This is a genomic window from Sulfurimonas sp. SWIR-19 (assembly GCF_020410885.1).
GTDB classification, from domain to species: domain Bacteria; phylum Campylobacterota; class Campylobacteria; order Campylobacterales; family Sulfurimonadaceae; genus Sulfurimonas; species Sulfurimonas sediminis.
In genome coordinates this window covers 1,895,696-1,917,718 of sequence record NZ_CP084578.1, presented here as the reverse complement: position 1 = coordinate 1,917,718, position 22,023 = coordinate 1,895,696, and the positions used below count along the sequence as shown (strand labels likewise).

Below are 22,023 nucleotides of genomic sequence, written 5' to 3'. Positions count from 1 at the left end.
CGGCTTGAGACAACAATATAGTTCATATGATGAATGTATAAATTTTTTTAATTCTGCTCAAAAGAGACATCCAGATCTTGTTAAAGTAGAGACAATAGGGCAAACATGGGAAAGCAGAGATATTATTGCTGTCTCAATCACTAAAAATGTAGACTTACATGTAAAGAAGCCTGCACTTTTTTACACAGGCACAATTCATGCTAGAGAATGGATAGGGATAGAGCTTTCTCTTGCTTTTGCAAAATATATTTTGGAACATATTGATTATGATCCACAGCTTAACAAAATCCTGGACAATACAACACTTTATATGGTTCCCTGTGCAAATCCGGATGGTTTCGAATACTCAAGAAACCATTTTTCTTTTTGGAGAAAAAACCGTAGAAAAAATCCTGACGGAAGTTACGGGGTTGATTTAAACAGAAATTTCAGTGTAGGTTTTACTCCTAACAAAAATTATACTTCGAATGTCTACTCCGGTCCGGAACCGTTCAGTGAACCGGAAACCGCAGCCATTAGAGATTTTATACTCGAACATAAAAATATTACAATTGCTTTGGATTACCATTCTCAGGGCAATGTATTTTTTCCTGCTCACAATTTTATCCATGAAGATGCGGAGGATGCTATTGACCTGAATCTGTTGGCGGGAAATATGGCAGAAGAAATAAGAAAAGAGTCTTCTCGCGAATACGGCATTCATATGGGAAAACCGCCTGTGCATCTCATTTCAGGAAGCGGACGTGAGTTTTACTATTCTCAGGGAATCCTTTCTCTAGTAGCAGAAGTTGGAACGAGAAATATCAGCGACTACATTGAGCATATGAGTGAAAATATCCAGGAAAATATTCCTGCTTTGATTATGGCTCTCTCCGAAGTAAACAATTACAAAAAAGAAAACAACTTGCAACGTGTTGAAAATTTTGTAGCAACAGGTATTGGGGCAAAAGAGGTAGAACTCAGCTGGGACTATATAGAAGACGAAACAATTTATTTTGAAATTTATCGTTCAACAAAACTCAAAGGGTTTGCGCAGGCCTCCAATCGAATTGCCATGACAAAAATGAAAAGTTTTACAGATTCCAATTTAAAGAGTTCGACAAATTATTATTATTATATTCGTGCGGTCTGCAAAGACAAATCAATTAAATCACCCTATGCGCAGCTTGTTGCGGTAAGAACAAAACCGGCTGAAAATATGTTTTCCAAAATTTTATATCCCATTGCAAGCAAAATAGGATATGTCGGAGAAAAGACCCAAAAGAACAGAGATCATTTTGGGAACAATTCCCTGTTTGTCGGAATTTCAGAACAAAAAGGGGAGTGTTACGGAGTGTGTGGGTTTTCCTTAATGACAATTCCGGAAAATGCGATTATTACAGCAGCAAAAATTTCATTTTATCCAATGAACCGGGTTGCTGTACAGGTTGAGCGCTATGGTCAGTGGCGGGTTGGACAGATGGATGAGCGTACAATAGACAAAATAGACAGTTTTGATGATATAAAAAATGTAAAAATGCTTTCTTATATAGATAGACCAACCTCTTCACATCAATTGGCTCAGGGTATATGGAGAGAATATCAGTTTGCAGAACAGGAAATAAAAGTTCTTGAAAAAGCTTTAAAAAGACGGGAAGCCTATTTTAGAATGCAAGGACCGACCTCTTTGCCGCTTGACAGGTCTTCTCAGCTGATGCAGTGGGATATCGGGTATGGAAAATTCAGTGGAGGATTAACCTACAGACCAAAGCTTGATATTTCGTATACCATACATGAAGCAAAACTGGATATTCAATCTTCTTATGAGTTTACAGTCAATCATGACAATATAAAAGACAGTGCGCTTAAATCCGGATATGACGCAAGTGGAAATCTGAAATATGCATGCATTGAATTTGATTTATTGAATTTACCAGATATGGAAAATACCGTAGTGTCTGATGCATATATAGATTTACAGGCATATCAGGTGAATGCAAAAGAAAATAATTTACGTTTTCATATAGAACTGGTAGAGCCTATCCGCGGTGAAATAACATATGAAAAGATAAAAAATAGAAACATTATTGAAAGAATCGGATATGACGTAAGTATTACAGATATCAAGAGATCTTCTAAACAGAGATTTGTTTTTGATACATATGCAATTCAGGAAATGCTTGAGCTGGCAAAAGAAAACAAGAAAGCCTTTTTTGTAATTTCCGCTTCATCAGAAACTGAGATGTCCAAAAATACTGATGTAAACTGGATAGACAATAAAAAAATAGATAAACCAATTTTGACTCTGGATTATATCCGTAAAAGGAAAAATCCGCCAAAACAGGTAGAAAACTTACGGGCAAGTATGGAAAACGGAATAATAAAACTGCAGTGGGAGAATCCTGAAGACGACGGTTACAGAGGTGTTATTGTTGTGAAAAACAGATTCAAGATTCCATGCTCTCCTTATGATGGGCAAAAACTTTATGGAGGCAGTGATAATTATACGTATGATAATTTTGGTGATTTGAATGTCCATAAATATTATGCAGTATTTTCATATGATGATGTTCCAAATTTTTCTGAGCCTGTATATATTGAAGTAAACAGTTAGAGGTTTGTTTGGAACAAACCTCTAAAAAAAGTAACAAATAAAAAACTTCAAAAACTTTTTCAAAAACCCGCCAAACATTAAGCGCTTTCTAAGCAAGACTCCCCTATAATTCCCATCCACAAACAGAGAGACCTTGTTTAAAAGGCCTAAAGAGACTTCGAGTTGAAGCCGCTGAATATGTTTGAGATCATTGAAAACTAAGCAAGTAAGAGACTTTTTAACTTTAGAGTTAAAGAGATAAATTACTTAGAAATAACTAATAAACAACAACCGTCTATTCTATTTTGAAATCCATACAGGTTTACCTGAATGGTTCCCTTAATAGTAATAGATAACTATACAGTCTAGTAATAAGACCTTAAGCAGTTTTATTAAGACTTAAAATAACAAAGCCAATGATTTAATAATCTTGGGCAAAAGATCAGTAATAAGTTTACTTATCTTTCTATAATAACAATTATGGAGAGTTTGATCCTGGCTCAGAATGAACGCTGGCGGCGTGCTTAACACATGCAAGTCGAACGGTAACAGAGAGAAGCTTGCTTCTCTGCTGACGAGTGGCGCACGGGTGAGTAATATATAGATAATGTGCCCCTTGGACCGGGATAGCCATTGGAAACGATGATTAATACCGGATACTCCTTCTGCTCATAAGAGTAGTCGGGAAATGGATTCCGCCAAGGGATCGGTCTATATCCCATCAGCTTGTTGGTAGTGTAAGAGACTACCAAGGCAATGACGGGTAGCGGGTTTGAGAGGATGATCCGCCACACTGGTACTGAGACACGGACCAGACTCCTACGGGAGGCAGCAGTGAGGAATATTGCACAATGGGGGAAACCCTGATGCAGCAACGCCGCGTGGAGGATGACGCATTTCGGTGTGTAAACTCCTTTTATATGTCAAGAAAATGACGGTAGCATATGAATAAGCACCGGCTAACTCCGTGCCAGCAGCCGCGGTAATACGGAGGGTGCAAGCGTTATTCGGAATCACTGGGCGTAAAGGACGCGTAGGCGGGTTGGCAAGTCAGATGTGAAATCCTACAGCTTAACTGTAGAACTGCATTTGAAACTGCCGACCTAGAGTATGGGAGGGGGAGATGGAATTAGTGGTGTAGGGGTAAAATCCGTAGATATCACTAGGAATACCGAAAGCGAAGGCGATCTCCTGGAACATAACTGACGCTAAGGCGTGAAAGCGTGGGGAGCAAACAGGATTAGATACCCTGGTAGTCCACGCCCTAAACGATGTTCACTAGTCGTCGCTCTGCTAGTCAGGGCGGTGATGCACTTAACAGATTAAGTGAACCGCCTGGGGAGTACGGTCGCAAGATTAAAACTCAAAGGAATAGACGGGGACCCGCACAAGTGGTGGAGCATGTGGTTTAATTCGAAGATACGCGAAGAACCTTACCTAGCCTTGACATTGAGAGAACCTGCCAGAGATGGCGGGGTGCCCTTCGGGGAGCTCGAAAACAGGTGCTGCACGGCTGTCGTCAGCTCGTGTCGTGAGATGTTGGGTTAAGTCCCGCAACGAGCGCAACCCTCGTCCTTAGTTGCTAGCAGGTTAAGCTGAGCACTCTAAGGAGACTGCCTTCGTAAGGAGGAGGAAGGTGAGGACGACGTCAAGTCATCATGGCCCTTATGGCTAGGGCTACACACGTGCTACAATGGGGCGTACAGAGTGTTGCGATACCGCGAGGTGGAGCTAATCACTTAAAGCGTCTCTCAGTTCGGATTGGAGTCTGCAACTCGACTCCATGAAGCTGGAATCACTAGTAATCGTAGATCAGCAATGCTACGGTGAATACGTTCCCGGGTCTTGTACTCACCGCCCGTCACACCATGGGAGTTGATTTCACCCGAAATCGGGAAGCCAACCTTCGGGGGGCTACCGCTTACGGTGGAATTAGCGACTGGGGTGAAGTCGTAACAAGGTAACCGTAGGAGAACCTGCGGTTGGATCACCTCCTTTCTAGAGTAAAGTCAATCATTCGTTTGAATTGACATACAAAGAAAATATCACAGAGATAGTTTATTAGTTTTTCTCTCTTACTTGCTTAGTTTTCAGTGATCTGTGTTCATTTGAATTACGATTATAAATGGGGAATTAGCTCAGCTGGGAGAGCGCCTGCCTTGCACGCAGGAGGTCAGCGGTTCGATCCCGCTATTCTCCACCATTTTTGAGTGATTTGCACTTAAAAAAGAAACTCACATACTAAAGTATGCTTCGCTTCTTTTTTAAGCACAACTCATCTCAAAAACAAGTTTCTAAATTAAATATAAGTTCTTAAACACATAAGAATTTATATTTGGTTTAAAAACCAAACGATCATTAAATTACAATTGTTAAAGTCAACAACTATAATAAAGAGATTTATTATAAACTAAATAACTACAATAACAGATCATTCATCTTGTCTAGTGTATTAGTACATTAAATAAGGTAGTGAACGCAACATAGAATAAAAAGATATTAAGGGCCATAGGTGGATGCCTTGGCTAGTAGAGGCGATGAAAGACGTACTAGGCTGCGAAAAGTCTCGGGGAGCTGCCAAGAAGCTTTGATCCGGGAATTTCTGAATGGGGCGACCCAACGTGGTGCGAATCACGTTACCACCTTCGGGTGGGGCGAACCTAGGGAAGTGAAACATCTCAGTACCTAGAGGAAGAGAAATCAAACGAGATTCCGAGAGTAGCGGCGAGCGAAATTGGAATAGGGCGCATACATTTAGCACATTTGTTAGCAGAACATTCTGGAAAGGATGAGCATAGAGGGTGATACTCCCGTAAGCGAAAACATTTGTGTGGAACTAAGGTATGGAACGAGTAGGTCGGGACACGTGTTATCTTGACTGAATATGGGGGGACCACCCTCCAACCCTAAATACTACTACTAGACCGATAGCGAACAAGTACCGTGAGGGAAAGGTGAAAAGGACCGCGGTGAGCGGAGTGAAATAGAACCTGAAACCTATGGCTTACAATCATTCGGAGCACTATTAAATAAGTGTGACGGACTGCCTTTTGCATAATGAGCCTGCGAGTTGTGGTATCTGGCAAGGTTAATCGAACGAGAAGCCGTAGCGAAAGCGAGTCTTAATAGGGCGACATAGTCAGATGCTGCAGACCCGAAACTGAGTGATCTATCCATGAGCAGGTTGAAGCTGGTGTAAGAGCCAGTGGAGGACCGAACCCGTAGAAGTTGAAAATTCTTGGGATGACTTGTGGATAGGGGTGAAAGGCCAATCAAACTCAGTGATAGCTGGTTCTCTCCGAAATATATTTAGGTATAGCCTCGAGCATTAGCGTATAGGGGTAGAGCACTGACAGGGCTAGGGCTGCTTACCGCGGTACCAAACCCTATCAAACTCCGAATACTATACGTGTAACCTCGGGAGTCAGGCGTAGGGTGATAAAATCCTATGTCGAGAGGGGAACAACCCAGACTAACAGCTAAGGTCCCAAAGTTTTATCTAAGTGGAAAAGGATGTGGAGTTGCTGTGACAACCAGGAGGTTGGCTTAGAAGCAGCCATCCTTTAAAGAAAGCGTAACAGCTCACTGGTCTAGCGATTCTGCGCCGAAAATATAACGGGGCTAAGATAAACACCGAAGCTTTAGATTTACAGTTTACTGTAAGTGGTAGGAGAGCGTTCCATTCAGCGCTGAAGGTATACCGGTAAGGAGTACTGGAGCGGATGGAAGTGAGCATGCAGGCATGAGTAGCGAGAAAAGAAGTGAGAATCTTCTTCGCCGTAAACCCAAGGTTTCCTACGCGATGCTCGTCATCGTAGGGTTAGTCGGGACCTAAGTCGAGTCCGAAAGGGGTAGACGATGGCAAATCGGTTAATATTCCGATACCGACATTACATCGTTTGAGTGATGGGGGGACGCATAGAGTTAAAGGGGGTCACTGATGGAATAGTGGCTCGAAGGACGTAGGTCGACGTGTAGGCAAATCCGCACGTCATTCGACCGAGATCTGACAGGCTGGTCAATCTTTTCGGAGAGCGACCAGAACCCTTGATACTGTCGTGCCGAGAAAAGCCTCTAAACGAGATGTAATGTTGCCCGTACCGTAAACCGACACAGGTGGGTGAGATGAGTATTCTAAGGCGCGTGGATGAACCCTTGTTAAGGAACTCTGCAAACTAGCACCGTATCTTCGGTATAAGGTGTGCCTGTAGTGTTAGAGAACTTGCTTCTCAAAGCACTTATAGGTCGCAGCAAAGAGTCCCTCCCGACTGTTTACCAAAAACACAGCACTCTGCTAACACGTAAGTGGATGTATAGGGTGTGACGCCTGCCCGGTGCTCGAAGGTTAAAAGGATTGCTTAGCGCAAGCGAAGGCATGAATTGAAGCCCGAGTAAACGGCGGCCGTAACTATAACGGTCCTAAGGTAGCGAAATTCCTTGTCGGTTAAATACCGACCTGCATGAATGGCGTAACGAGATGGGAGCTGTCTCAACAAGGGATCCAGTGAAATTGTAGTGGAGGTGAAAATTCCTCCTACCCGCGGAAAGACGGAAAGACCCCGTGCACCTTTACTATAGCTTGACACTGCTATTGGGATATTCATGTGCAGGATAGGTGGGAGCCGTTGAACCTGGGACGCCAGTTCCAGGGGAGGCAACCTTGAGATACCACCCTTGAATATTCTGATAGCTAACTCCGTACGGTTATCCCGTGCGAGGACAATGTCTGGTGGGTAGTTTGACTGGGGCGGTCGCCTCCTAAAAAGTAACGGAGGCTTACAAAGTTCGGCTCAGAAGGGTTGGAAATCCTTCGTAGAGTATAATGGCATAAGCCGGACTGACTGTGAGACATACAAGTCGAGCAGAGTCGAAAGACGGTCATAGTGATCCGGTGGTTCTGTGTGGAAGGGCCATCGCTCAAAGGATAAAAGGTACGCCGGGGATAACAGGCTGATCTCCCCCAAGAGCTCACATCGACGGGGAGGTTTGGCACCTCGATGTCGGCTCATCGCATCCTGGGGCTGGAGCAGGTCCCAAGGGTATGGCTGTTCGCCATTTAAAGCGGTACGCGAGCTGGGTTCAGAACGTCGTGAGACAGTTCGGTCCCTATCTTCCGTGGGCGTAGGAACGTTGAGGAGAGCTGACCCTAGTACGAGAGGACCGGGTTGGACGTGCCACTGGTGCACCAGTTGTCCTGCCAAGGGCATAGCTGGGTAGCTACGCACGGATGAGATAACCGCTGAAAGCATCTAAGCGGGAAGCCAACTCCAAGATGAACGTTCCCTGAAGTACGCTTGAAGACTACAAGCTTGATAGGCTGGATGTGTACGCACAGCAATGTGTTTAGCTGACCAGTACTAATAGTACGTTTGTCTTTTTACAAGTTCTTAAATGAACACAATTGCTTCACTACCTTATTTAGTGTATGATGCCTAACGGGCGAACGCAATGAAAAAACTAAATTTTTTCATGTGTAACACATTAAATAAGAGAAAGATTTGAAAGTAGTTATTTAGTTAGGATTTATTGCCTTTGTTGATTTTACCAATTTTACTTTAATGAGTTTTTACTCATTACTCACTCAACTGATCCTTATGAGATCAGATATAAGTACATCTTAGAATGTCCTTATATCTGATCTTGTCTAGGTGGCTATAGAGAGAGGGAAACGCCTGGCTCCATTCCGAACCCAGAAGCTAAGCCTCTCATCGCTGATAATACTGCAGGTTTCACTTGTGGGAATGTAGGTCGCTGCCTAGTTGATCAGATTTTTATCAACAATCCATTCATTTTTTATAATATCCATATTTACTTTATACAAACGTTCAAGATAATAATCTCTTGAAACTTCTTTTGCTCCCAACGATTTAAGATGTTGTGTCGGTACCTGACAGTCTATAAAATCATAACCCCAGAACCTTAAATGTTTTACTAAAATCGCATATGCAGCTTTTGATGCATCACTGACCTCTGCAAACATTGATTCTCCGCAAAATACTTTTCCTATTGTCAACCCGTACAAACCACCTACCAGTTTTCCATCTAAATAGCTTTCAACCGAGTGTGCTATACCCATACCATGTAAAACGCTGAATGATTCTGCAAGTTCTTTATTAATCCAGGTACCATTTTGATCTTTTCTTTTGACAGAGGCACATTTTTGTATGACTTTTTCAAAATCAGTGTCGAATTTATATTCAAACTTTTTCAATTTTTTTTTCAATGAATGTCTTAATTTAAAATCATCGAGTTCCATTATCAGGCGTGGATTGGTTGACCACCACAGTATCGGGTCTTGTTGTGAATACCAGGGGAAAATACCATTTTGATAGGCTTTTAGTAGCCTCGAAGGGTTTAAGTCTCCTCCCCACGCTACGATACCTTCTTTGTTGGCATCATGAGGGTCAGGAAAAGAGAGTGAATAGTTGTCAAGCTGGGGTAGATACATTAAGCCTCTTTATATATATTTTCTAAGGTATCATTTTTTACAGTGACCTCTACTTCTCCGCCTTTTTTAAGTTTGCCAAATAAGATTTCATCACTCAGTTTATCAGTGATATTGTTTTTGATATACCTTTTAAGCGGTCTTGCTCCCATTTCAGGTGAATATGTTTTTTCTGCAATGAATTTTACGACTTTATCAGAAACGCTGACAGTTATTTTTTTCTTTTTTAATTCTTTATTGAGTTCTGTAATGAATTTTTTGACAATCCCTTCAACAATACTCAGACTTAATTGGTCAAACTCTATAATGGCATCCAGTCTGTTTCTGAATTCAGGAGTAAAGAATGATTTTAACTCCTCATTTTTTGAGATAGATTCATCTTTATTGAATCCCATAACATTTCTAGCCTGAGCTCCAATATTTGATGTCATAATCAGTATAACATTTTGAAAATCTGCCTTATATCCATTATTGTCAGTGAGCGTTGCACTGTCCATTATCTGCAGTAACACATTTATGAGTTCCGGATGTGCTTTTTCTATTTCATCAAGCAGCAGTACAGTATAAGGATGTCTTTTAATAGCCTCTGTAAGCAGTCCTCCCTGCTCATACCCTACATATCCAGGAGGTGCTCCTACCAAACGGCTGAGAGCATGTTTTTCCATATATTCGCTCATATCAAATTTTTCAAAATTTATCCCTAAGGTTTCACTTAATGCAATTGCCAGCTCAGTTTTACCTACGCCTGTCGGTCCTGAGAATAGAAATGATGCTATAGGTTTGTTCGGAGGTGTTAGTCCTGCTTTTGATATTTTAATGGCTTTTGTCACCATCTCTACAGCTTTTTCCTGACCAATAACTCTTTGTCTGAGTTTATCTTCTAAATGTTGCAAAGATGCCGTTTCATTATGAGAAATTTTTGAATTACTGATACCCACAATGGATGCTATAGTTTTTTGAATATCATTTGCAGTTACTTTTTCTTTTTTTCTTTTTTGAAGATGAAATGATGCTGCTGTTTCATCAATTAAATCTATGGCAATATCCGGTAAAAATTTGTCAGTAATGTAGCGTTTAGAAAGATCTACTGCTGTTTTTAATGCCTTGTTTGTGTATTGTACTGAATGGTGTTTTTCATATTTGCTTTGAAGTCCCTTGAGAATAAGATAGCTTGTTTTTTTTGATGGTTCATTAACATCTATTTTGGAGAACCTTCTGCTGAGCGCCTTGTCTTTTTCAAATCCGTTTCTGTATTCTGCAAAAGTTGTAGCTCCCATACATTTTATTTCGCCTGAAGCAAGAGCAGGCTTGAGCTGATTGGCTGCATCCATTGTTCCGCTAGTGCTTCCTGCTCCTATAAGTGTATGAATTTCATCTATAAATAAAATTGCTTTAGGTTCACGTTTGAGTTCATCCATAACACCTTTAAGGCGTTTTTCAAAGTCTCCTCTATACTTTGTTCCTGCAAGCAATGCCCCTAAATCAAGTGCATAAAGCTTAGAGTCTTTGATTATGTCAGGAACATCATCCGCTGCAATACGTAAAGCCAGTCCTTCTGCTATTGCTGTCTTTCCAACGCCCGGTTCGCCCACAAGTACAGGGTTGTTTTTCTTTCTTCTGCAGAGTATCTGTGTGACTCTTTGAATTTCGTTGTCTCTGCCTATTACAGGGTCAATTTTTCCTTCTTTGGCTTTTTCTATAAGGTTTATTGTGTATTTTCGTAAATTAGACTCTTTTTCTTCTTCATCCTGGTCTGTGTCAGGATGTGAGATTACTTCCAAAATATCCAGTTTTGTTATTTGGTATTTATTGAGCAAAGCATAGGCAAATGTATGTTTCTCTTCAAAAAGAGTTGCCAAAAGATCCCCTATATCCGCATTCGTTTGACCGGATGACTGAACATGACGCACCATCTTGTCAATCAAACGCGAAAGCGCTACGCTTTCATAAGGGTCCTGTATTATGTCGGCAGGAAGTGTTTCCATGTTTTTTTTGATGTATTCACCAAGTTCTTCTTTCATTTTTGGCACATTTCCGCCACATGTTTCTATAATTGATGCGCCTTCATCCGAACTTAACAAAAGGTAAAATATATGCTCAATTGTCAGGTATTCATGGTGAAGTTGTTTTGCAAATATTACAGATTTTTGAAATATATCATTGAGTGATGAGCTTATCATGTTATTCTTCCTCCATCGTGGCTTTTAGGGGAAAGCCGTTGTCTTTCGCTTTGCGACGTACTTGCTTAAGCTTTGTCTCTGCGATTTCATATGTGTAAACACCACACAAACCTCTGTTCTTTTTATGTACTTCAAGCATAATATCCTGCGCTTCTTCATATGTTTTATGAAAGATGTCCATGAGAATATCGACTACAAAATCCATAGGCGTATAATCATCGTTGAGTAAAAATACAAAATATTTTTTTGGATATTTCAGTATTGTCTGTTCGTCTATTTCTAAATCTGTTTTTGTTGCCATTTTTTCTACTTTGTTGCTTGAATAAAATCATTTATAATTTCTACCGGGTTTTCAAGTCCGATAGAAATTCTAATAAGACCATCGGTAATTCCCAGAAATTCTCTAGTTTTTTCGTCAAAATCACTATATATCGTTGATGCCATATGCAGGGCGAGTGTTCTTGAATCGCCTATGTTGGCAGTAATTGTTGCTATTTTTGTTTTGCGTAAAAAATCGTATGCATGCTCTTTGCTTTGCATATCAATTGTTAAAAGTGTTCCACATCCGTATTGAAAATCTTCTTTATACCGCGCATGGTGAGGGTGAGACTGAATACACGGATGGTTTACCGCTATACCATGTTTGGCAAGTTCCAGGGCCACTGTTTCAACACTTTTGACTATTCTTGGAAGTCGGAGTGCCAGCGTTTCGAGTCCGAGTAATGTTTGATAGCTGGCATGTGCATTTGCACTCATCCCCAAGTCTCGTAAAGCTCGTTTTTTTGCATTTGGTATAAGGGCTGTTTTCCCTGCATTTTTAATAAATTTTTGCAAAAATGGGTAACGCTGAGTTTTAAACTTGTCAGCATTTTCACGGATGGCACGAAAAACTACACAGCCACCGAGTGCAGAGGAATTTCCCGAAATGATTTTTGTAGTGGAATAAACGGTAATGTCCGCACCAAGCGCCAATGGCGAAACACTTAAGGGAGTAATGGTGTTGTCAACAATAAGTGCCACATCGTATTTGTCTGCAATGGAGGCGATTCTTTTAATATCGGGAAGCCGCATGTTCGGATTGCCGACACTTTCTAAAAAAATTATTTTTGTATTGTCATTTATGGCTTTTTCTATAGCGTCGAATGCATCAACATCAAAAAAATGTGTTTTAATCCCGAATCTGCTCAGCGTTTCATCAAACAGAGCATATGTTCCGCCAAACAGTCCGCCTATGCTAATGATTTCATCGCCTTGAGAGAGTAACGACATAACGGCAAGAGTCGTTGCTCCCATGCCTGAGCTTGTAGCGACAGCACCGATACCCTCATCCATTTCTGCCATAATTGATTCAAGTTTTGCTGTTGTAGGGTTACCCATTCTTGAATAGAGGGGTTTTTTTACACTGCCATTGAAAATTCCTTCTGCTGTTTCCGGGCTTCCGTAAGAAAAAGAAGCTGAGGAAACTATACTCGGAGAGACCGCTCCTTCTTTGCTTCCGATACTTTGTACAAATTTTGTGCAGTAGTTTTCAAATTTATTCATATTTCAACCTTTTTATAATCTATAAATTATAGCAAATTAGAGATAATATTTATCCTATGTACTTTAATTATGTTAGAATTCTAAAGCAGAAATTTATTAATTAATATTAGGAAATGCAAATGGATAATCAAACAACTTTGAATAAACTCAGTGAAAAAGTTTCAACAATTCTTGAAAAGTATCATGCACTTAAAAGTGAAAATGAAATGATGCGAAATGAAATAGTGACACTGAAGGCAGACTGTGCATTGAAAAATCAGGAAATTGAAAGACTCCATGAAGAAAATGCTCAAAAAGACATAGAAATAGAAGAAATTGTGAATAAAATTGAAAGTATTTTAGGTTAATAATATAATGAGTAAAAAGATTGGACTACATATAGGAGGTCGCAGGTTTGATGTTGATGTAGAAGACAAATTTGCCAATTTTTTACATACACAGATGTCGAAAGATTTTAATATGGAAGGGAATAACGATATTAAAGTTTTACTCCAGGCATATGTCCGAAAAAATCATGAATTATATGTACAAAATCAAAAAGTAGAAGAAATATTGGTGAAAATCGAAGATTAGATTGTGGCACTGACTAACTAGAACAGAAATTGCTTAAAAAGATAAAATTCATAAAGAAGGATTTTATCATGGCAGTAAAAGAGAGTGAAAGAAAATACAGACCATATAAACGATTAACACAAGAGCAGATAGAACTTATATATAAACTCTTTGAAGAGAAGATGGAACAAAGGAAGATAGCAAGAGTACTAGGAGTGCACTTGCGTACAGTACAATACCATTTAAAAAAAACTCAACGAATATAAAGATCTTTATATCGACTTTGCAAACAGAATCAAATCGGCACCTGTAGTCTTTACATACATGATAATGGATGAACTGTATACATTCATAGGTAAAAAGTCAAAAAGATACTATTTATGGGCATCTATAGCTGTTACACAACATGGAAAATATTTCTATTTTTATCATCTCTCAAGATATAAAAATGCAGGAGCGCTTTTTGAGTTTAATCAACAACTCCCGTCTACAGATAAAATATACTGTGACGGTTGTTTCTCCTATGATAAGATTTATGGATCTAAAGCAAGTATGGAGAAATCCAAAATAACCAATGTGATTGAAAACCTTAATTCTCAGATAAGAGATAAAATCTCTTATCTTGTTAGAAGAACAAAAGCCCATGCCAGAAGTTATGAGTGGCTTGATAATAGACTTGCCTGGTTCTTTGTTAATAAAAATATTGGTAAATAAGGTTATTTAGTCAGTGCCTTAGATTGTGTTTTATAAATATATAAGTTAAAAGTGCTATAATTTCACCCTCTCAATCAGAGAATGGTGTGCGCTCGTAGCTCAGCTGGATAGAGCACTGGTTTGCGGTACCAGCGGTCACATGTTCGAATCATGTCGGGCGCACCATTTCTTCCAAAAACTTTCCTTATCAACAATCACTTTAAAAACAATTTTTCCTTATTATAGTAGACAGTAAGCTTTCTTTCTATAAAAAAAGATTACAATACGTTATTATTTTAAGGAGAAACAATGAAAATACAAAATTTTTTATGCCTGAGTGGAATGCTTTTGCTTTCAACAACACTCTTTGCTGCGGAAGGGACTCATGAAGAGGATGCTTCACGTGCACATATTGAAGCAAAACACCATGAAGAGGGTAACCTTTATATTGTGACAAAAGGTCTTATAAGCCTGGGTGACAATTATACAGAAGAAGCAAAAGGTACTGAGCCTGAAGCAATATTAAAAGGTGACACAGGAGAGGGATTTGGCATTGATTTGGGGTACAGACTCGGTTATGGTTTTGCTACGGAATTTGATTTTTCGTATACACATACTACAGTCACAAAATCTGTTGTCGGTGAAGCAGATGTAAGTGCGGGGGCTGATTATTACAGCTATGGTTTAGATTTGCTGTATGGATATCATGTAAATGAGGAAATTGTTCTTTTTGGAAAAGTAGGATGGGAACTTGAGAAAGAAAAAATCAGCGACTTTGGTATTAACGGAACTAATGACGGATTTACCTATGCTGCAGGAATGGAATATGGTCTTTCATCTCATTGGGCACTTATAGGAGAGTATGAAGGTTCTTTAATAGATGGTCCACGCGGAAATAATATTTTTGCCGGTGTCAGTTATACATTTTAAAATATACAATATTGTCTGTGAAAAGGATTTTTGTACTTCACGGACAAGTATTGTTTTATCTCCTTATCGCTTAACTGGATAAAGCAGGGCCCTCCTAAGGCCTAGCTCGAGGTTCGAGTCCTCGTAGGGAGACCAAAAAAAGGCAAAACTATTGAAATACTTTTTCTTTGTTTTATTGTTTTTTTTACAACTTCATGCACAAATCACTGCATATAAAATTACTCCAGACAATACTTTACATGTAACGAAACAAAAACTAAAAATACTTGATGCAAAAATCTTACATTTTGAGACTAAAAAAGGTATTCCTTTTCATGAAATCTCAGATCTTGTTTATGAAGATGGCTTTGTATATTTTGTGAGCGATCAGGGATATCTGTATAAATTTTTGATCAATATTACTGATGGGAAGATTACAGATTTGCAGTATCTGGATGCTTATTTTTTAAAAAACAAAAAAGGGAAACAATTAAAAAAGAAAAAGAGAGATGCCGAAGGTTTGGCTCTATGTAAGAATAATCTGTTGATTTCCTTTGAGCGAAAACAGCGAATTTGTCTGTATAGCAAAAACGGTATTAAAATAAAAAAAGTAAAATTACATCAGGATTTGCAAAACAAAGACAAGTATGCCAGTAAAAACAAAGGACTTGAATCGGTTACATGTAACGACAGGTATGGTGTTGTGACAGCACCGGAACTGCCGCTGAAAAATGCAAATGTAAAATATCATACACTTTATACGAAAAATCAAATATTTAAATTCAGCGCTGAGGGCAGTATAGTAAGTTTGGAGTTTTTTTCAGAGAATACTGTTTTGGTGCTGTTGCGTGATTTTAGTTATTTGACACGCAGACGGGTGACAACTTTGATGAAAGTATACTTAGACAGATGTAGAGCGTCCAGAGTGTGCAAAAGCGAAGTTTTAGCTAGACTTGACTCATCAAACGGTTGGAAACTTGATAACTTTGAGGGACTGACCCATGTAGATACAAACAGGTATCTGATGGTCAGTGATGACAATGAGAATATGCTGCAAAAAACACTTTTGGTGCTTTTTGAAATAAAGGATACCTTTAAAAAGCCCTAAGTGTTGATTTTATCTTTAATTACTTTTGCAAGTTCACTGCATTGTGTGATTTTTTGCGTATAGTTTATATCGTTATTGAGTAAAATTTTCACAAAAGCACTGCCGACAATGACCCCGTCAGCACCCTGTACTTTTTCTTTTGCTGTTTTTTCATTGACACCGAAACCTACATATACGGGTGTTTTGGTGTATTTTTTGATAGAGTGTAAAAAAGGCTGGAGATCTTCGGCTTTTCCTGAGCCAGTTATTCCTGTATAAGCAACCATATAGATGAATTTTTGTGCATCGCTGACAACAGTCTGTATTCTCTCTTCGCTGTCTGTAGGGGCAACAAAAGAGATGTTTGCAATACCGTTGCTTTGAAATAAATCTTTGTACGTCAACGCCTCTTCATAGGGGACATCCGGAATAATCAGTCCGTTTATGCCAAGTTCTTTTGCAAAAGGAATGAGATTCTGCATGTTCTGTTGGTAAAAACTGTTGAAATAACCCATCCAGAGTGTATCTACCTGAGGGGCAATTTCTTTGGAAATTTCAAGCAAATCCTTAAATTTAAATCCAAGCTCAAGTGATTTGTGGTTTGCTTCTTCTATGAGAGGACCATCGGCTACAGGGTCTGAAAAAGGAATGCCGAGTTCCAAGGTGTCAACACCGCTTTGTGCAAGGGAGAGACTCAAGTCAACTGTAAAAGATTTTTCCGGATATCCGGATGTTATATATGCTACTAAATTTTTCAAATTATTTTTCCAAGTCAGGGATTTTTAATAAGGAGTATTTTATTTTACCGAGTTTGTTATTCTGCCTCAAGTCGTCATTCCAAACAGCAAACATGTCACTGATATTTAACAGCCAGTCTGTTGTTTCATCACTGACAGGCGGTTTTTTTTGACGCAGAGATTCAAGCTCATCTTCAACAAAAGCAGCCAGTTTATTCATCGGTATGATTTTCAAATAACCACTTGCTGATTTTATATTATGAAATACACGAAAAAGTTCATTGACGCTTCTTTCGTACATATTGGGTTTTGAAAGGTCCAGAATCATCACTTCCATGCTCTCAACCATCATAGCGTAGTGATCTAAAAACTCATCAATAATTTCAAAATCAAAGTTTTCTTCTAAATCACTTCTTATACCCATAAAATAATTCTCCTGTATAGTTCAGATTATAGCAATTTTTGGCTAAAATACATCTATATAATATAATAAAGAGTTTTAAAATGAGTAAAAAATTAACTATAACAGCTATAAAAAAAAGAAAGGGCGAAAAGCCTTTGGTGATGATAACGGCCTATGACGCACTCTTCGCAAAACTGCTCGAACCAAGTGCCGATATGATTTTGGTAGGAGACAGTTTAAATATGAGCTTTGCAGGCCGCAGCGATACGATCAGTACCACATTGGAACAAATGATTTATCATACAAATGCCGTCTGTAAAGGGGCACCGGAGAGTTTTGTCATTTGCGACATGCCGTTTGGAACCTATACATGCAAAGAAGATGCTTTACGCAATGCTATAAAAGTTTTTCAAAAGACACCGGCTGACTGTGTCAAGATAGAAGGAGGAAAAGACAAAGCTGGAATTATAAAACATTTGACAGATAACGGCATTGCAGTATGTGGGCATATCGGACTTTTGCCACAGTCGGTAAGAAGTGAAGGCGGATACAAAGTCAAAGGAAAAACTGCTGATGAAAGAGAACAACTCCTCAAAGATGCCAAGGCAGTTGAAGAAGCGGGTGCCTTTTGTATAGTAATAGAAGGAACAAAAGCCGAGGTTGCAAAAGAGGTTGCCCAGAGTGTGACGGTTCCGGTTATAGGAATAGGTGCAGGTGCTGATGTAGACGGACAGGTTTTGGTCTTTTCTGATATGTTGGGATTTTTTGAAGAGTTCACTCCAAAATTTGTAAAAAAATATCTTGACGGGGCTACTCTTGTTAAAAAAGCTTTGCAGGAGTATGCGGATGAAGTCCAGAATCGTCAATTTCCAACTGAGGAACATATATACTAATGGAAAGAGTGGTAGATATTGAAACTTTTTCTCTTGAAGAAGAGAGCAGCGAAGTTACATTGCGTCCGGATGCGTGGAGTGAATATATCGGGCAGGAACAGATTAAAAAAAATCTTGCTGTTTTTATAGAAGCTTCAAAAAAAAGAGACGAAGCACTTGATCATGTTTTGTTCTACGGACCTCCGGGACTTGGCAAAACAACTTTGGCCTTGATTATCGCCAATGAAATGAATGCAAATATCAAAGTAACAGCCGCACCGATGATAGAAAAAAGCGGTGATTTGGCAGCAATCCTGACAAACCTGGAAGAGGGGGACATTCTCTTTATCGATGAAATACACAGGCTCTCTCCTGCCGTTGAAGAAATTTTATACTCTTCTATGGAAGATTACAGAATAGATATTATCATCGGCAGTGGTCCTGCGGCACAGACGGTCAAGATTGATTTACCGCGATTTACCCTTATAGGGGCGACAACACGGGCAGGAATGCTTTCAAACCCTTTAAGGGACAGGTTCGGTATGAGTTTTCGCATGAATTTTTACAATCAGGAAGAACTGGCAAAGATCATTGTTCAGGCATCGAATAAGCTCGAATGTCAAATCATCCATGAAGCGGCTCTGGAGATTGCAAAAAGAAGTCGTGGAACGCCCCGTATCGCCTTGCGACTGTTGCGTCGGGTCAGAGACTTTGCAGAGGTTGCCGATGAAAAAAATATAAACCATCAGCGTACTCAGTATGCATTGGATGAGCTGGGCATCAATTCACACGGTTTTGATGAAATGGATCTGCGTCTTTTGACACTTTTAGCAAGTGCCAAAGGGCGCGCAATGGGACTGAGCACTATAGCCGCAGCATTAAGTGAAGATGAGGGAACGGTAGAAGATGTTTTGGAACCGTATCTGCTTGCAAACGGCTATTTGGAGCGAACAGCCAAAGGCAGACGTGCAACACCGGCAACCTATGATGTTTTAAATATGTCATGTGTGAATGAAGACGGGACACTTTTTTAGATGAAATCACAATATTTTATAGCTGTTTTGTTTGCTACTTCTTTGTACTGGATGTATCTTCTGTATGAACCTTTTTTACTGGTGATGACTATTGCCGCTTTGTTGGCAATTTCTACGGCTACGATCAATAACTATTTTGAAGAGTTGTTTTCCTCTCGTTTGTTGGCGGCGTTTGCATCAAGTCTATTGCTTGCCATGCTCTTTTTTGCACCGCTTGGTTACTTCTTGGCAACACTCACAATCAAGCTGAATAATTTGGAGCCGAGCAGTTTGCAAAATATAGAACTCTATATAAACGGACTGATTACCAATCCACCGAAATTTCTGCTCTTTTTAAAACCTTATCTTGCAGATTCTTTAAAAGGAATAGATATCAACAGTTTGACTGCAAATGCTTTACATGTAGCTGCAAAGATAGGAACATTCAGTGCAGGTTTTGTGAAAAATGCTTTTTTGGTCATTGTTTTTTACTTTTTTGCTCTGTATAACGGTTCTGCAATTGTAGAGTTTCTCAAACGTGTTGTACAGATGTCTGTTGAAGACAGTACTTTACTTGCACGGGAACTCTCCGCTGTTATGAGTGTTGTTTTTTACTCCATCATCGCTACGGCAATGTTTGAAGGTGCACTCTTTGGTATAGCTGTTTCTTTTATGGGCTATAACGGTCTGCTTTTTGGCATTATGTACGGATTCGCTTCTTTACTTCCTGTTATAGGGGGCGTTTTAATGTGGCTTCCGTTTATGATTTATGAGTTTTCGGTAGGGCATAATGCAAATGCTGTTTTTATAGCACTCTATTCAATTATTGTGATCTCCATTATAGCGGATACTTTTGTGAAGCCTTTGATAATCAAAGAGATAAACAATCGACTGCTCAAAGAGAGTGATGCACAGCTCAACGAACTTGTTATTTTCTTTGCAATTATTGCAGGGCTGACTACTTTCGGATTTTGGGGAATGATTCTAGGACCTGCAATAACAGCTTTTTTTCTTGCAATTTTAAAACTTTTTGAAGCCAGAACGCAAGAGTGTGAAACAAAGAACAAAGAAACCGCTTAGTTGTAAATTTCAGGTTTGTCGTTTTTCCATCGGCGATGGAGCCAAAACCAGAATTTTGGCTCTTTTTGTATGATGGAAGTGAGCCAGTCGGCTTGCAGTTGTGTTGCTTTTTGTATATCTTTTTTTTCATTTTCTGTTTTATCAACTTTTATCTCATCAGCTATAATTATTGTGTAATTTTCTTCATCATCAGTTCGTATGTGTACGGGCACTATGGCAGCATTGAATTTGCGTGCCAAATAAGCAGGTGTTGCCGTCATACGCAGAGGTTTGCCTAAAAACTCCACCATAACACCTTCTTTTTCATTGATGTTGGTATCTATTAAAATTCCGCTGGCTTTTCCCTGTTTTATAAGGCGTATGAGGGGTTTGACAACATTTGTTTTTTCAAGATTTGTATTGCCAAACCTTGCTCTTGCATCGAGCAGCCATTTTTCATAGATTCTGTTTTTGAGTTTTTTGTAAACAGGAGCAATGGTCTCTACATGTAAAGCAAGTCCTGCTGCACCAAGTTCCCAGGCACAGTAATGCGGAGTAACATAAATAACAGCACGGCCTTCTTTATGAATTCTCTCAACTTCTTTTTTATTCATTACTGTAATTTTGCCGGCAATTTTTTCTTTGCTGAGGTGGCGTATCTCCATAAGATGCATAAAATTGTAGAGCAGGTTTTTGAAACTGTATCGGGTGATTGTATCAATTTCTTTGTCACTCATACTGTTGTCAAAGGCATAGTTGAGGTTTTGTCTGACGATACGACGGTATTTTTTTGCTGTTTTATAGCCGATAAAAGCTAAAAAAGTAAAAAATGCTTTTCGTGCAGCATGCGGCAAGAGCATTAAAATATTTTCAAGAAGTAAGAGAAATTTATAGCCCATATAAAAGCTCCTTTGCTTTGTTTGTGACTTTTTCTACAGGAATTTCTTTTATAGAAAAATCGTTCTTGTCTATTTTTAAAATATTGACGTTTGAGGGTGATTTTATTCCCATATTTATCGGTGTTTCATAAATCATTCTTGTTGTTGTAGGCCCGAGCAGAGTAATAGAGGGAATATTTTGCGCCCATGCCAGATGTGTTGGACCGGTGTCATTGCCTATCAGAAGATCCATACTCGATACAAAAGATACAAGCTCGTTCAGTGTAAGTTTTGGAGCCAGTGTTGCATATTTTGAATGTTGGCATATCCATTGTGCCTCTTTTTTTTCAAATGCATTGCCCCAAATAATGTAACACTGTTCTTGGAGTCTGTTGCATATGTCTGCAACAGACTCTTTGGGATAAATTTTTGAAGGCCAGGAAGCGCCTATCACAAAAGCAATGTTTTTTTTCTCGCCTTGTAGTGCAAACTCTTTTGTTTGTGAAAAAACGGGTTCTTTGTTTAAGATCATAGTATCCGTAATCTCAAATCCAAGAGCGTCAGCAACAACAAAACAGTTGCGTTTTATAACATTTTCTTCATACGGGACAGTGGAGGTTGTTTTATAAAAAAGTGCGGCCAAAGATTCGCGTATTGAATTTTTATCAAAACCATGGGTATTTTTTCCTATGATTCTGGCAACAATTGCTGATTTTAATAGTCCTTGCATATCTATGATAACATCATAATCGGGCAGCATAGAGAGCTCAGAGAATGTTTTTTTCAGCAAGGAAAAGCTTTTTGTCTTTTTGAGTTTTTTGAGATTGACAGTGTGCACTGTATGCAGGTGTTTGTTGTTTCGTAAAATATCTGAAAAAATCTCTTCACTTATCCACTCTATTTTTGCATCAGGATACTCTTTTTTGATAAACTGCAACACAACTGCGCTGTTGATTATATCTCCGAGTGCGGAGAGTCTGACAATAGCAATACTTTTAATATCTTTTTTCATCAATGACATTATACCAATAATAGTAAATCTTTGATATAATTCAGGTAAATTACTGCCTAAGGTCAGTAA

General features: G+C 39.2%; 18 protein-coding genes, 3 tRNA genes and 3 rRNA genes. 16 read left to right on the top strand and 8 right to left on the bottom strand.

Annotated elements, in window-relative coordinates; translation table 11 throughout:
* The first annotated feature begins 4 nt into the window (after positions 1 to 4).
* The 5 genes from LCX93_RS10030 (at position 5) to rrf (ending at position 8,332) form a co-directional block, all read left to right on the top strand.
* Positions 5 to 2,593 carry a M14 family zinc carboxypeptidase gene (locus LCX93_RS10030; protein ID WP_226066158.1) on the top strand — a complete coding sequence of 863 codons (2,589 nt, stop codon included), beginning with the start codon at positions 5 to 7 and terminating at the stop codon, positions 2,591 to 2,593.
* Between the two features lie 456 nt (positions 2,594 to 3,049).
* Positions 3,050 to 4,570 (top strand): 16S ribosomal RNA (locus LCX93_RS10025).
* A gap of 129 nt (positions 4,571 to 4,699) precedes the next feature.
* Positions 4,700 to 4,775: transfer RNA gene (locus tag LCX93_RS10020), tRNA-Ala, on the top strand.
* A gap of 286 nt (positions 4,776 to 5,061) precedes the next feature.
* A 23S ribosomal RNA gene (locus tag LCX93_RS10015) occupies positions 5,062 to 7,954 on the top strand.
* Between the two features lie 262 nt (positions 7,955 to 8,216).
* Positions 8,217 to 8,332, top strand: a 5S ribosomal RNA gene (gene rrf / locus LCX93_RS10010).
* Together the 16S, 23S and 5S rRNA genes with 1 tRNA gene alongside form the textbook arrangement of a ribosomal RNA operon.
* Here the strand turns inward: rrf and aat are convergent.
* Genes aat through LCX93_RS09990 form a run of 4 tightly spaced genes read right to left on the bottom strand, consistent with a single transcriptional unit; the run spans position 8,328 to position 12,739 of the window.
* A complete protein-coding gene (gene aat / locus LCX93_RS10005; protein ID WP_226066157.1) occupies positions 8,328 to 9,020 on the bottom strand; it encodes a leucyl/phenylalanyl-tRNA--protein transferase in 693 nt (230 codons plus the stop codon). The two genes, rrf and aat, sit on opposite strands and share 5 nt — an antisense overlap.
* Positions 9,020 to 11,197 carry an ATP-dependent Clp protease ATP-binding subunit ClpA gene (gene clpA, locus LCX93_RS10000; protein ID WP_193150413.1) on the bottom strand — a complete coding sequence of 726 codons (2,178 nt, stop codon included), beginning with the start codon at positions 11,195 to 11,197 and terminating at the stop codon, positions 9,020 to 9,022. The genes aat and clpA overlap by 1 nt, the downstream gene beginning before the upstream one ends.
* 1 nt (position 11,198) lies before the next feature.
* Positions 11,199 to 11,498, bottom strand: coding sequence for an ATP-dependent Clp protease adaptor ClpS (locus LCX93_RS09995; RefSeq protein ID WP_226066156.1), 300 nt, complete (start codon positions 11,496 to 11,498; stop codon positions 11,199 to 11,201).
* Positions 11,499 to 11,503: 5 nt separating this feature from the next.
* A complete protein-coding gene (locus LCX93_RS09990; protein WP_226066155.1) occupies positions 11,504 to 12,739 on the bottom strand; it encodes an aminotransferase class I/II-fold pyridoxal phosphate-dependent enzyme in 1,236 nt (411 codons plus the stop codon).
* Between the two features lie 119 nt (positions 12,740 to 12,858).
* Between LCX93_RS09990 and LCX93_RS09985 the strand changes: the two genes are divergently transcribed.
* From LCX93_RS09985 to LCX93_RS09950, 8 genes are all read left to right on the top strand, one after another.
* Positions 12,859 to 13,086, top strand: a complete 228-nt coding sequence (locus LCX93_RS09985; RefSeq protein ID WP_193150411.1) for a hypothetical protein — start codon at positions 12,859 to 12,861, stop codon at positions 13,084 to 13,086.
* Between the two features lie 7 nt (positions 13,087 to 13,093).
* Entirely contained in the window at positions 13,094 to 13,312 is a 219-nt protein-coding gene (locus LCX93_RS09980) for a hypothetical protein (protein WP_193150410.1), read from the top strand.
* Positions 13,313 to 13,380: 68 nt separating this feature from the next.
* Positions 13,381 to 13,557: a helix-turn-helix domain-containing protein gene (locus LCX93_RS09975; protein WP_226065952.1), complete on the top strand. Its 177-nt coding sequence runs from the start codon at positions 13,381 to 13,383 to the stop codon at positions 13,555 to 13,557.
* A gap of 64 nt (positions 13,558 to 13,621) precedes the next feature.
* Positions 13,622 to 14,005 (top strand): IS1 family transposase, encoded by a 384-nt coding sequence (locus tag LCX93_RS09970; protein ID WP_226067512.1) that lies wholly within the window; start codon positions 13,622 to 13,624, stop codon positions 14,003 to 14,005.
* Positions 14,006 to 14,093: 88 nt separating this feature from the next.
* Positions 14,094 to 14,170: transfer RNA gene (locus LCX93_RS09965), tRNA-Arg, on the top strand.
* 123 nt (positions 14,171 to 14,293) lie between these two features.
* Positions 14,294 to 14,914, top strand: a complete 621-nt coding sequence (locus LCX93_RS09960; protein ID WP_226066154.1) for a porin family protein — start codon at positions 14,294 to 14,296, stop codon at positions 14,912 to 14,914.
* Positions 14,915 to 14,973: 59 nt separating this feature from the next.
* A tRNA-Arg gene (locus LCX93_RS09955) sits at positions 14,974 to 15,049 on the top strand.
* Positions 15,050 to 15,065: 16 nt separating this feature from the next.
* On the top strand, positions 15,066 to 16,001 hold the full coding sequence (locus LCX93_RS09950) for an esterase-like activity of phytase family protein (protein ID WP_226066153.1): 936 nt from the start codon (positions 15,066 to 15,068) through the stop codon (positions 15,999 to 16,001).
* Here the strand turns inward: LCX93_RS09950 and trpA are convergent.
* Both trpA and LCX93_RS09940 read right to left on the bottom strand, forming a co-directional pair.
* Positions 15,998 to 16,738, bottom strand: coding sequence for a tryptophan synthase subunit alpha (gene trpA, locus LCX93_RS09945; RefSeq protein WP_226066152.1), 741 nt, complete (start codon positions 16,736 to 16,738; stop codon positions 15,998 to 16,000). The genes LCX93_RS09950 and trpA overlap by 4 nt on opposite strands.
* A gap of 1 nt (position 16,739) precedes the next feature.
* The gene (locus tag LCX93_RS09940) at positions 16,740 to 17,141 is read right to left on the bottom strand and encodes an Hpt domain-containing protein (protein ID WP_226066151.1); all 402 of its coding nucleotides are present in this window, start codon (positions 17,139 to 17,141) and stop codon (positions 16,740 to 16,742) included.
* Between the two features lie 80 nt (positions 17,142 to 17,221).
* Between LCX93_RS09940 and panB the strand changes: the two genes are divergently transcribed.
* From panB to LCX93_RS09925, 3 genes are read left to right on the top strand one after another with little or no spacing between them, the layout of a single operon-like run.
* Positions 17,222 to 18,013 (top strand): 3-methyl-2-oxobutanoate hydroxymethyltransferase, encoded by a 792-nt coding sequence (gene panB, locus LCX93_RS09935; protein ID WP_226066150.1) that lies wholly within the window; start codon positions 17,222 to 17,224, stop codon positions 18,011 to 18,013.
* Positions 18,013 to 19,026 (top strand): Holliday junction branch migration DNA helicase RuvB, encoded by a 1,014-nt coding sequence (ruvB, locus tag LCX93_RS09930; protein WP_193150399.1) that lies wholly within the window; start codon positions 18,013 to 18,015, stop codon positions 19,024 to 19,026. The genes panB and ruvB overlap by 1 nt, the downstream gene beginning before the upstream one ends.
* Complete coding sequence (locus tag LCX93_RS09925) at positions 19,027 to 20,085, top strand: AI-2E family transporter (protein ID WP_226066149.1); 1,059 nt, start codon at positions 19,027 to 19,029, stop codon at positions 20,083 to 20,085. It begins immediately after the preceding gene.
* Here the strand turns inward: LCX93_RS09925 and LCX93_RS09920 are convergent.
* Both LCX93_RS09920 and waaC read right to left on the bottom strand, forming a co-directional pair.
* On the bottom strand, positions 20,082 to 20,963 hold the full coding sequence (locus LCX93_RS09920) for a lipid A biosynthesis lauroyl acyltransferase (protein ID WP_226066148.1): 882 nt from the start codon (positions 20,961 to 20,963) through the stop codon (positions 20,082 to 20,084). The genes LCX93_RS09925 and LCX93_RS09920 overlap by 4 nt on opposite strands.
* On the bottom strand, positions 20,953 to 21,954 hold the full coding sequence (gene waaC, locus LCX93_RS09915) for a lipopolysaccharide heptosyltransferase I (RefSeq protein ID WP_226066147.1): 1,002 nt from the start codon (positions 21,952 to 21,954) through the stop codon (positions 20,953 to 20,955). Before waaC ends, LCX93_RS09920 begins: the two co-directional genes overlap by 11 nt.
* Between the last annotated feature and the right edge of the window lie 69 nt (positions 21,955 to 22,023).

Bases quoted from the DNA above. Each gene is read 5' to 3' on its own strand.
- aat (WP_226066157.1), bottom strand. From the start codon at position 9,020: ATGTATCTACCCCAGCTTGACAACTATTCACTCTCTTTTCCTGACCCT.
- clpA (WP_193150413.1), bottom strand. From the start codon at position 11,197: ATGATAAGCTCATCACTCAATGATATATTTCAAAAATCTGTAATATTT.
- LCX93_RS09995 (WP_226066156.1), bottom strand. From the start codon at position 11,498: ATGGCAACAAAAACAGATTTAGAAATAGACGAACAGACAATACTGAAA.
- LCX93_RS09990 (WP_226066155.1), bottom strand. From the start codon at position 12,739: ATGAATAAATTTGAAAACTACTGCACAAAATTTGTACAAAGTATCGGA.
- LCX93_RS09985 (WP_193150411.1), top strand. From the start codon at position 12,859: ATGGATAATCAAACAACTTTGAATAAACTCAGTGAAAAAGTTTCAACA.
- LCX93_RS09980 (WP_193150410.1), top strand. From the start codon at position 13,094: ATGAGTAAAAAGATTGGACTACATATAGGAGGTCGCAGGTTTGATGTT.
- LCX93_RS09975 (WP_226065952.1), top strand. From the start codon at position 13,381: ATGGCAGTAAAAGAGAGTGAAAGAAAATACAGACCATATAAACGATTA.
- LCX93_RS09970 (WP_226067512.1), top strand. From the start codon at position 13,622: ATGGATGAACTGTATACATTCATAGGTAAAAAGTCAAAAAGATACTAT.
- LCX93_RS09960 (WP_226066154.1), top strand. From the start codon at position 14,294: ATGAAAATACAAAATTTTTTATGCCTGAGTGGAATGCTTTTGCTTTCA.
- LCX93_RS09940 (WP_226066151.1), bottom strand. From the start codon at position 17,141: ATGGGTATAAGAAGTGATTTAGAAGAAAACTTTGATTTTGAAATTATT.
- panB (WP_226066150.1), top strand. From the start codon at position 17,222: ATGAGTAAAAAATTAACTATAACAGCTATAAAAAAAAGAAAGGGCGAA.
- ruvB (WP_193150399.1), top strand. From the start codon at position 18,013: ATGGAAAGAGTGGTAGATATTGAAACTTTTTCTCTTGAAGAAGAGAGC.
- LCX93_RS09925 (WP_226066149.1), top strand. From the start codon at position 19,027: ATGAAATCACAATATTTTATAGCTGTTTTGTTTGCTACTTCTTTGTAC.
- LCX93_RS09920 (WP_226066148.1), bottom strand. From the start codon at position 20,963: ATGGGCTATAAATTTCTCTTACTTCTTGAAAATATTTTAATGCTCTTG.
- waaC (WP_226066147.1), bottom strand. From the start codon at position 21,954: ATGAAAAAAGATATTAAAAGTATTGCTATTGTCAGACTCTCCGCACTC.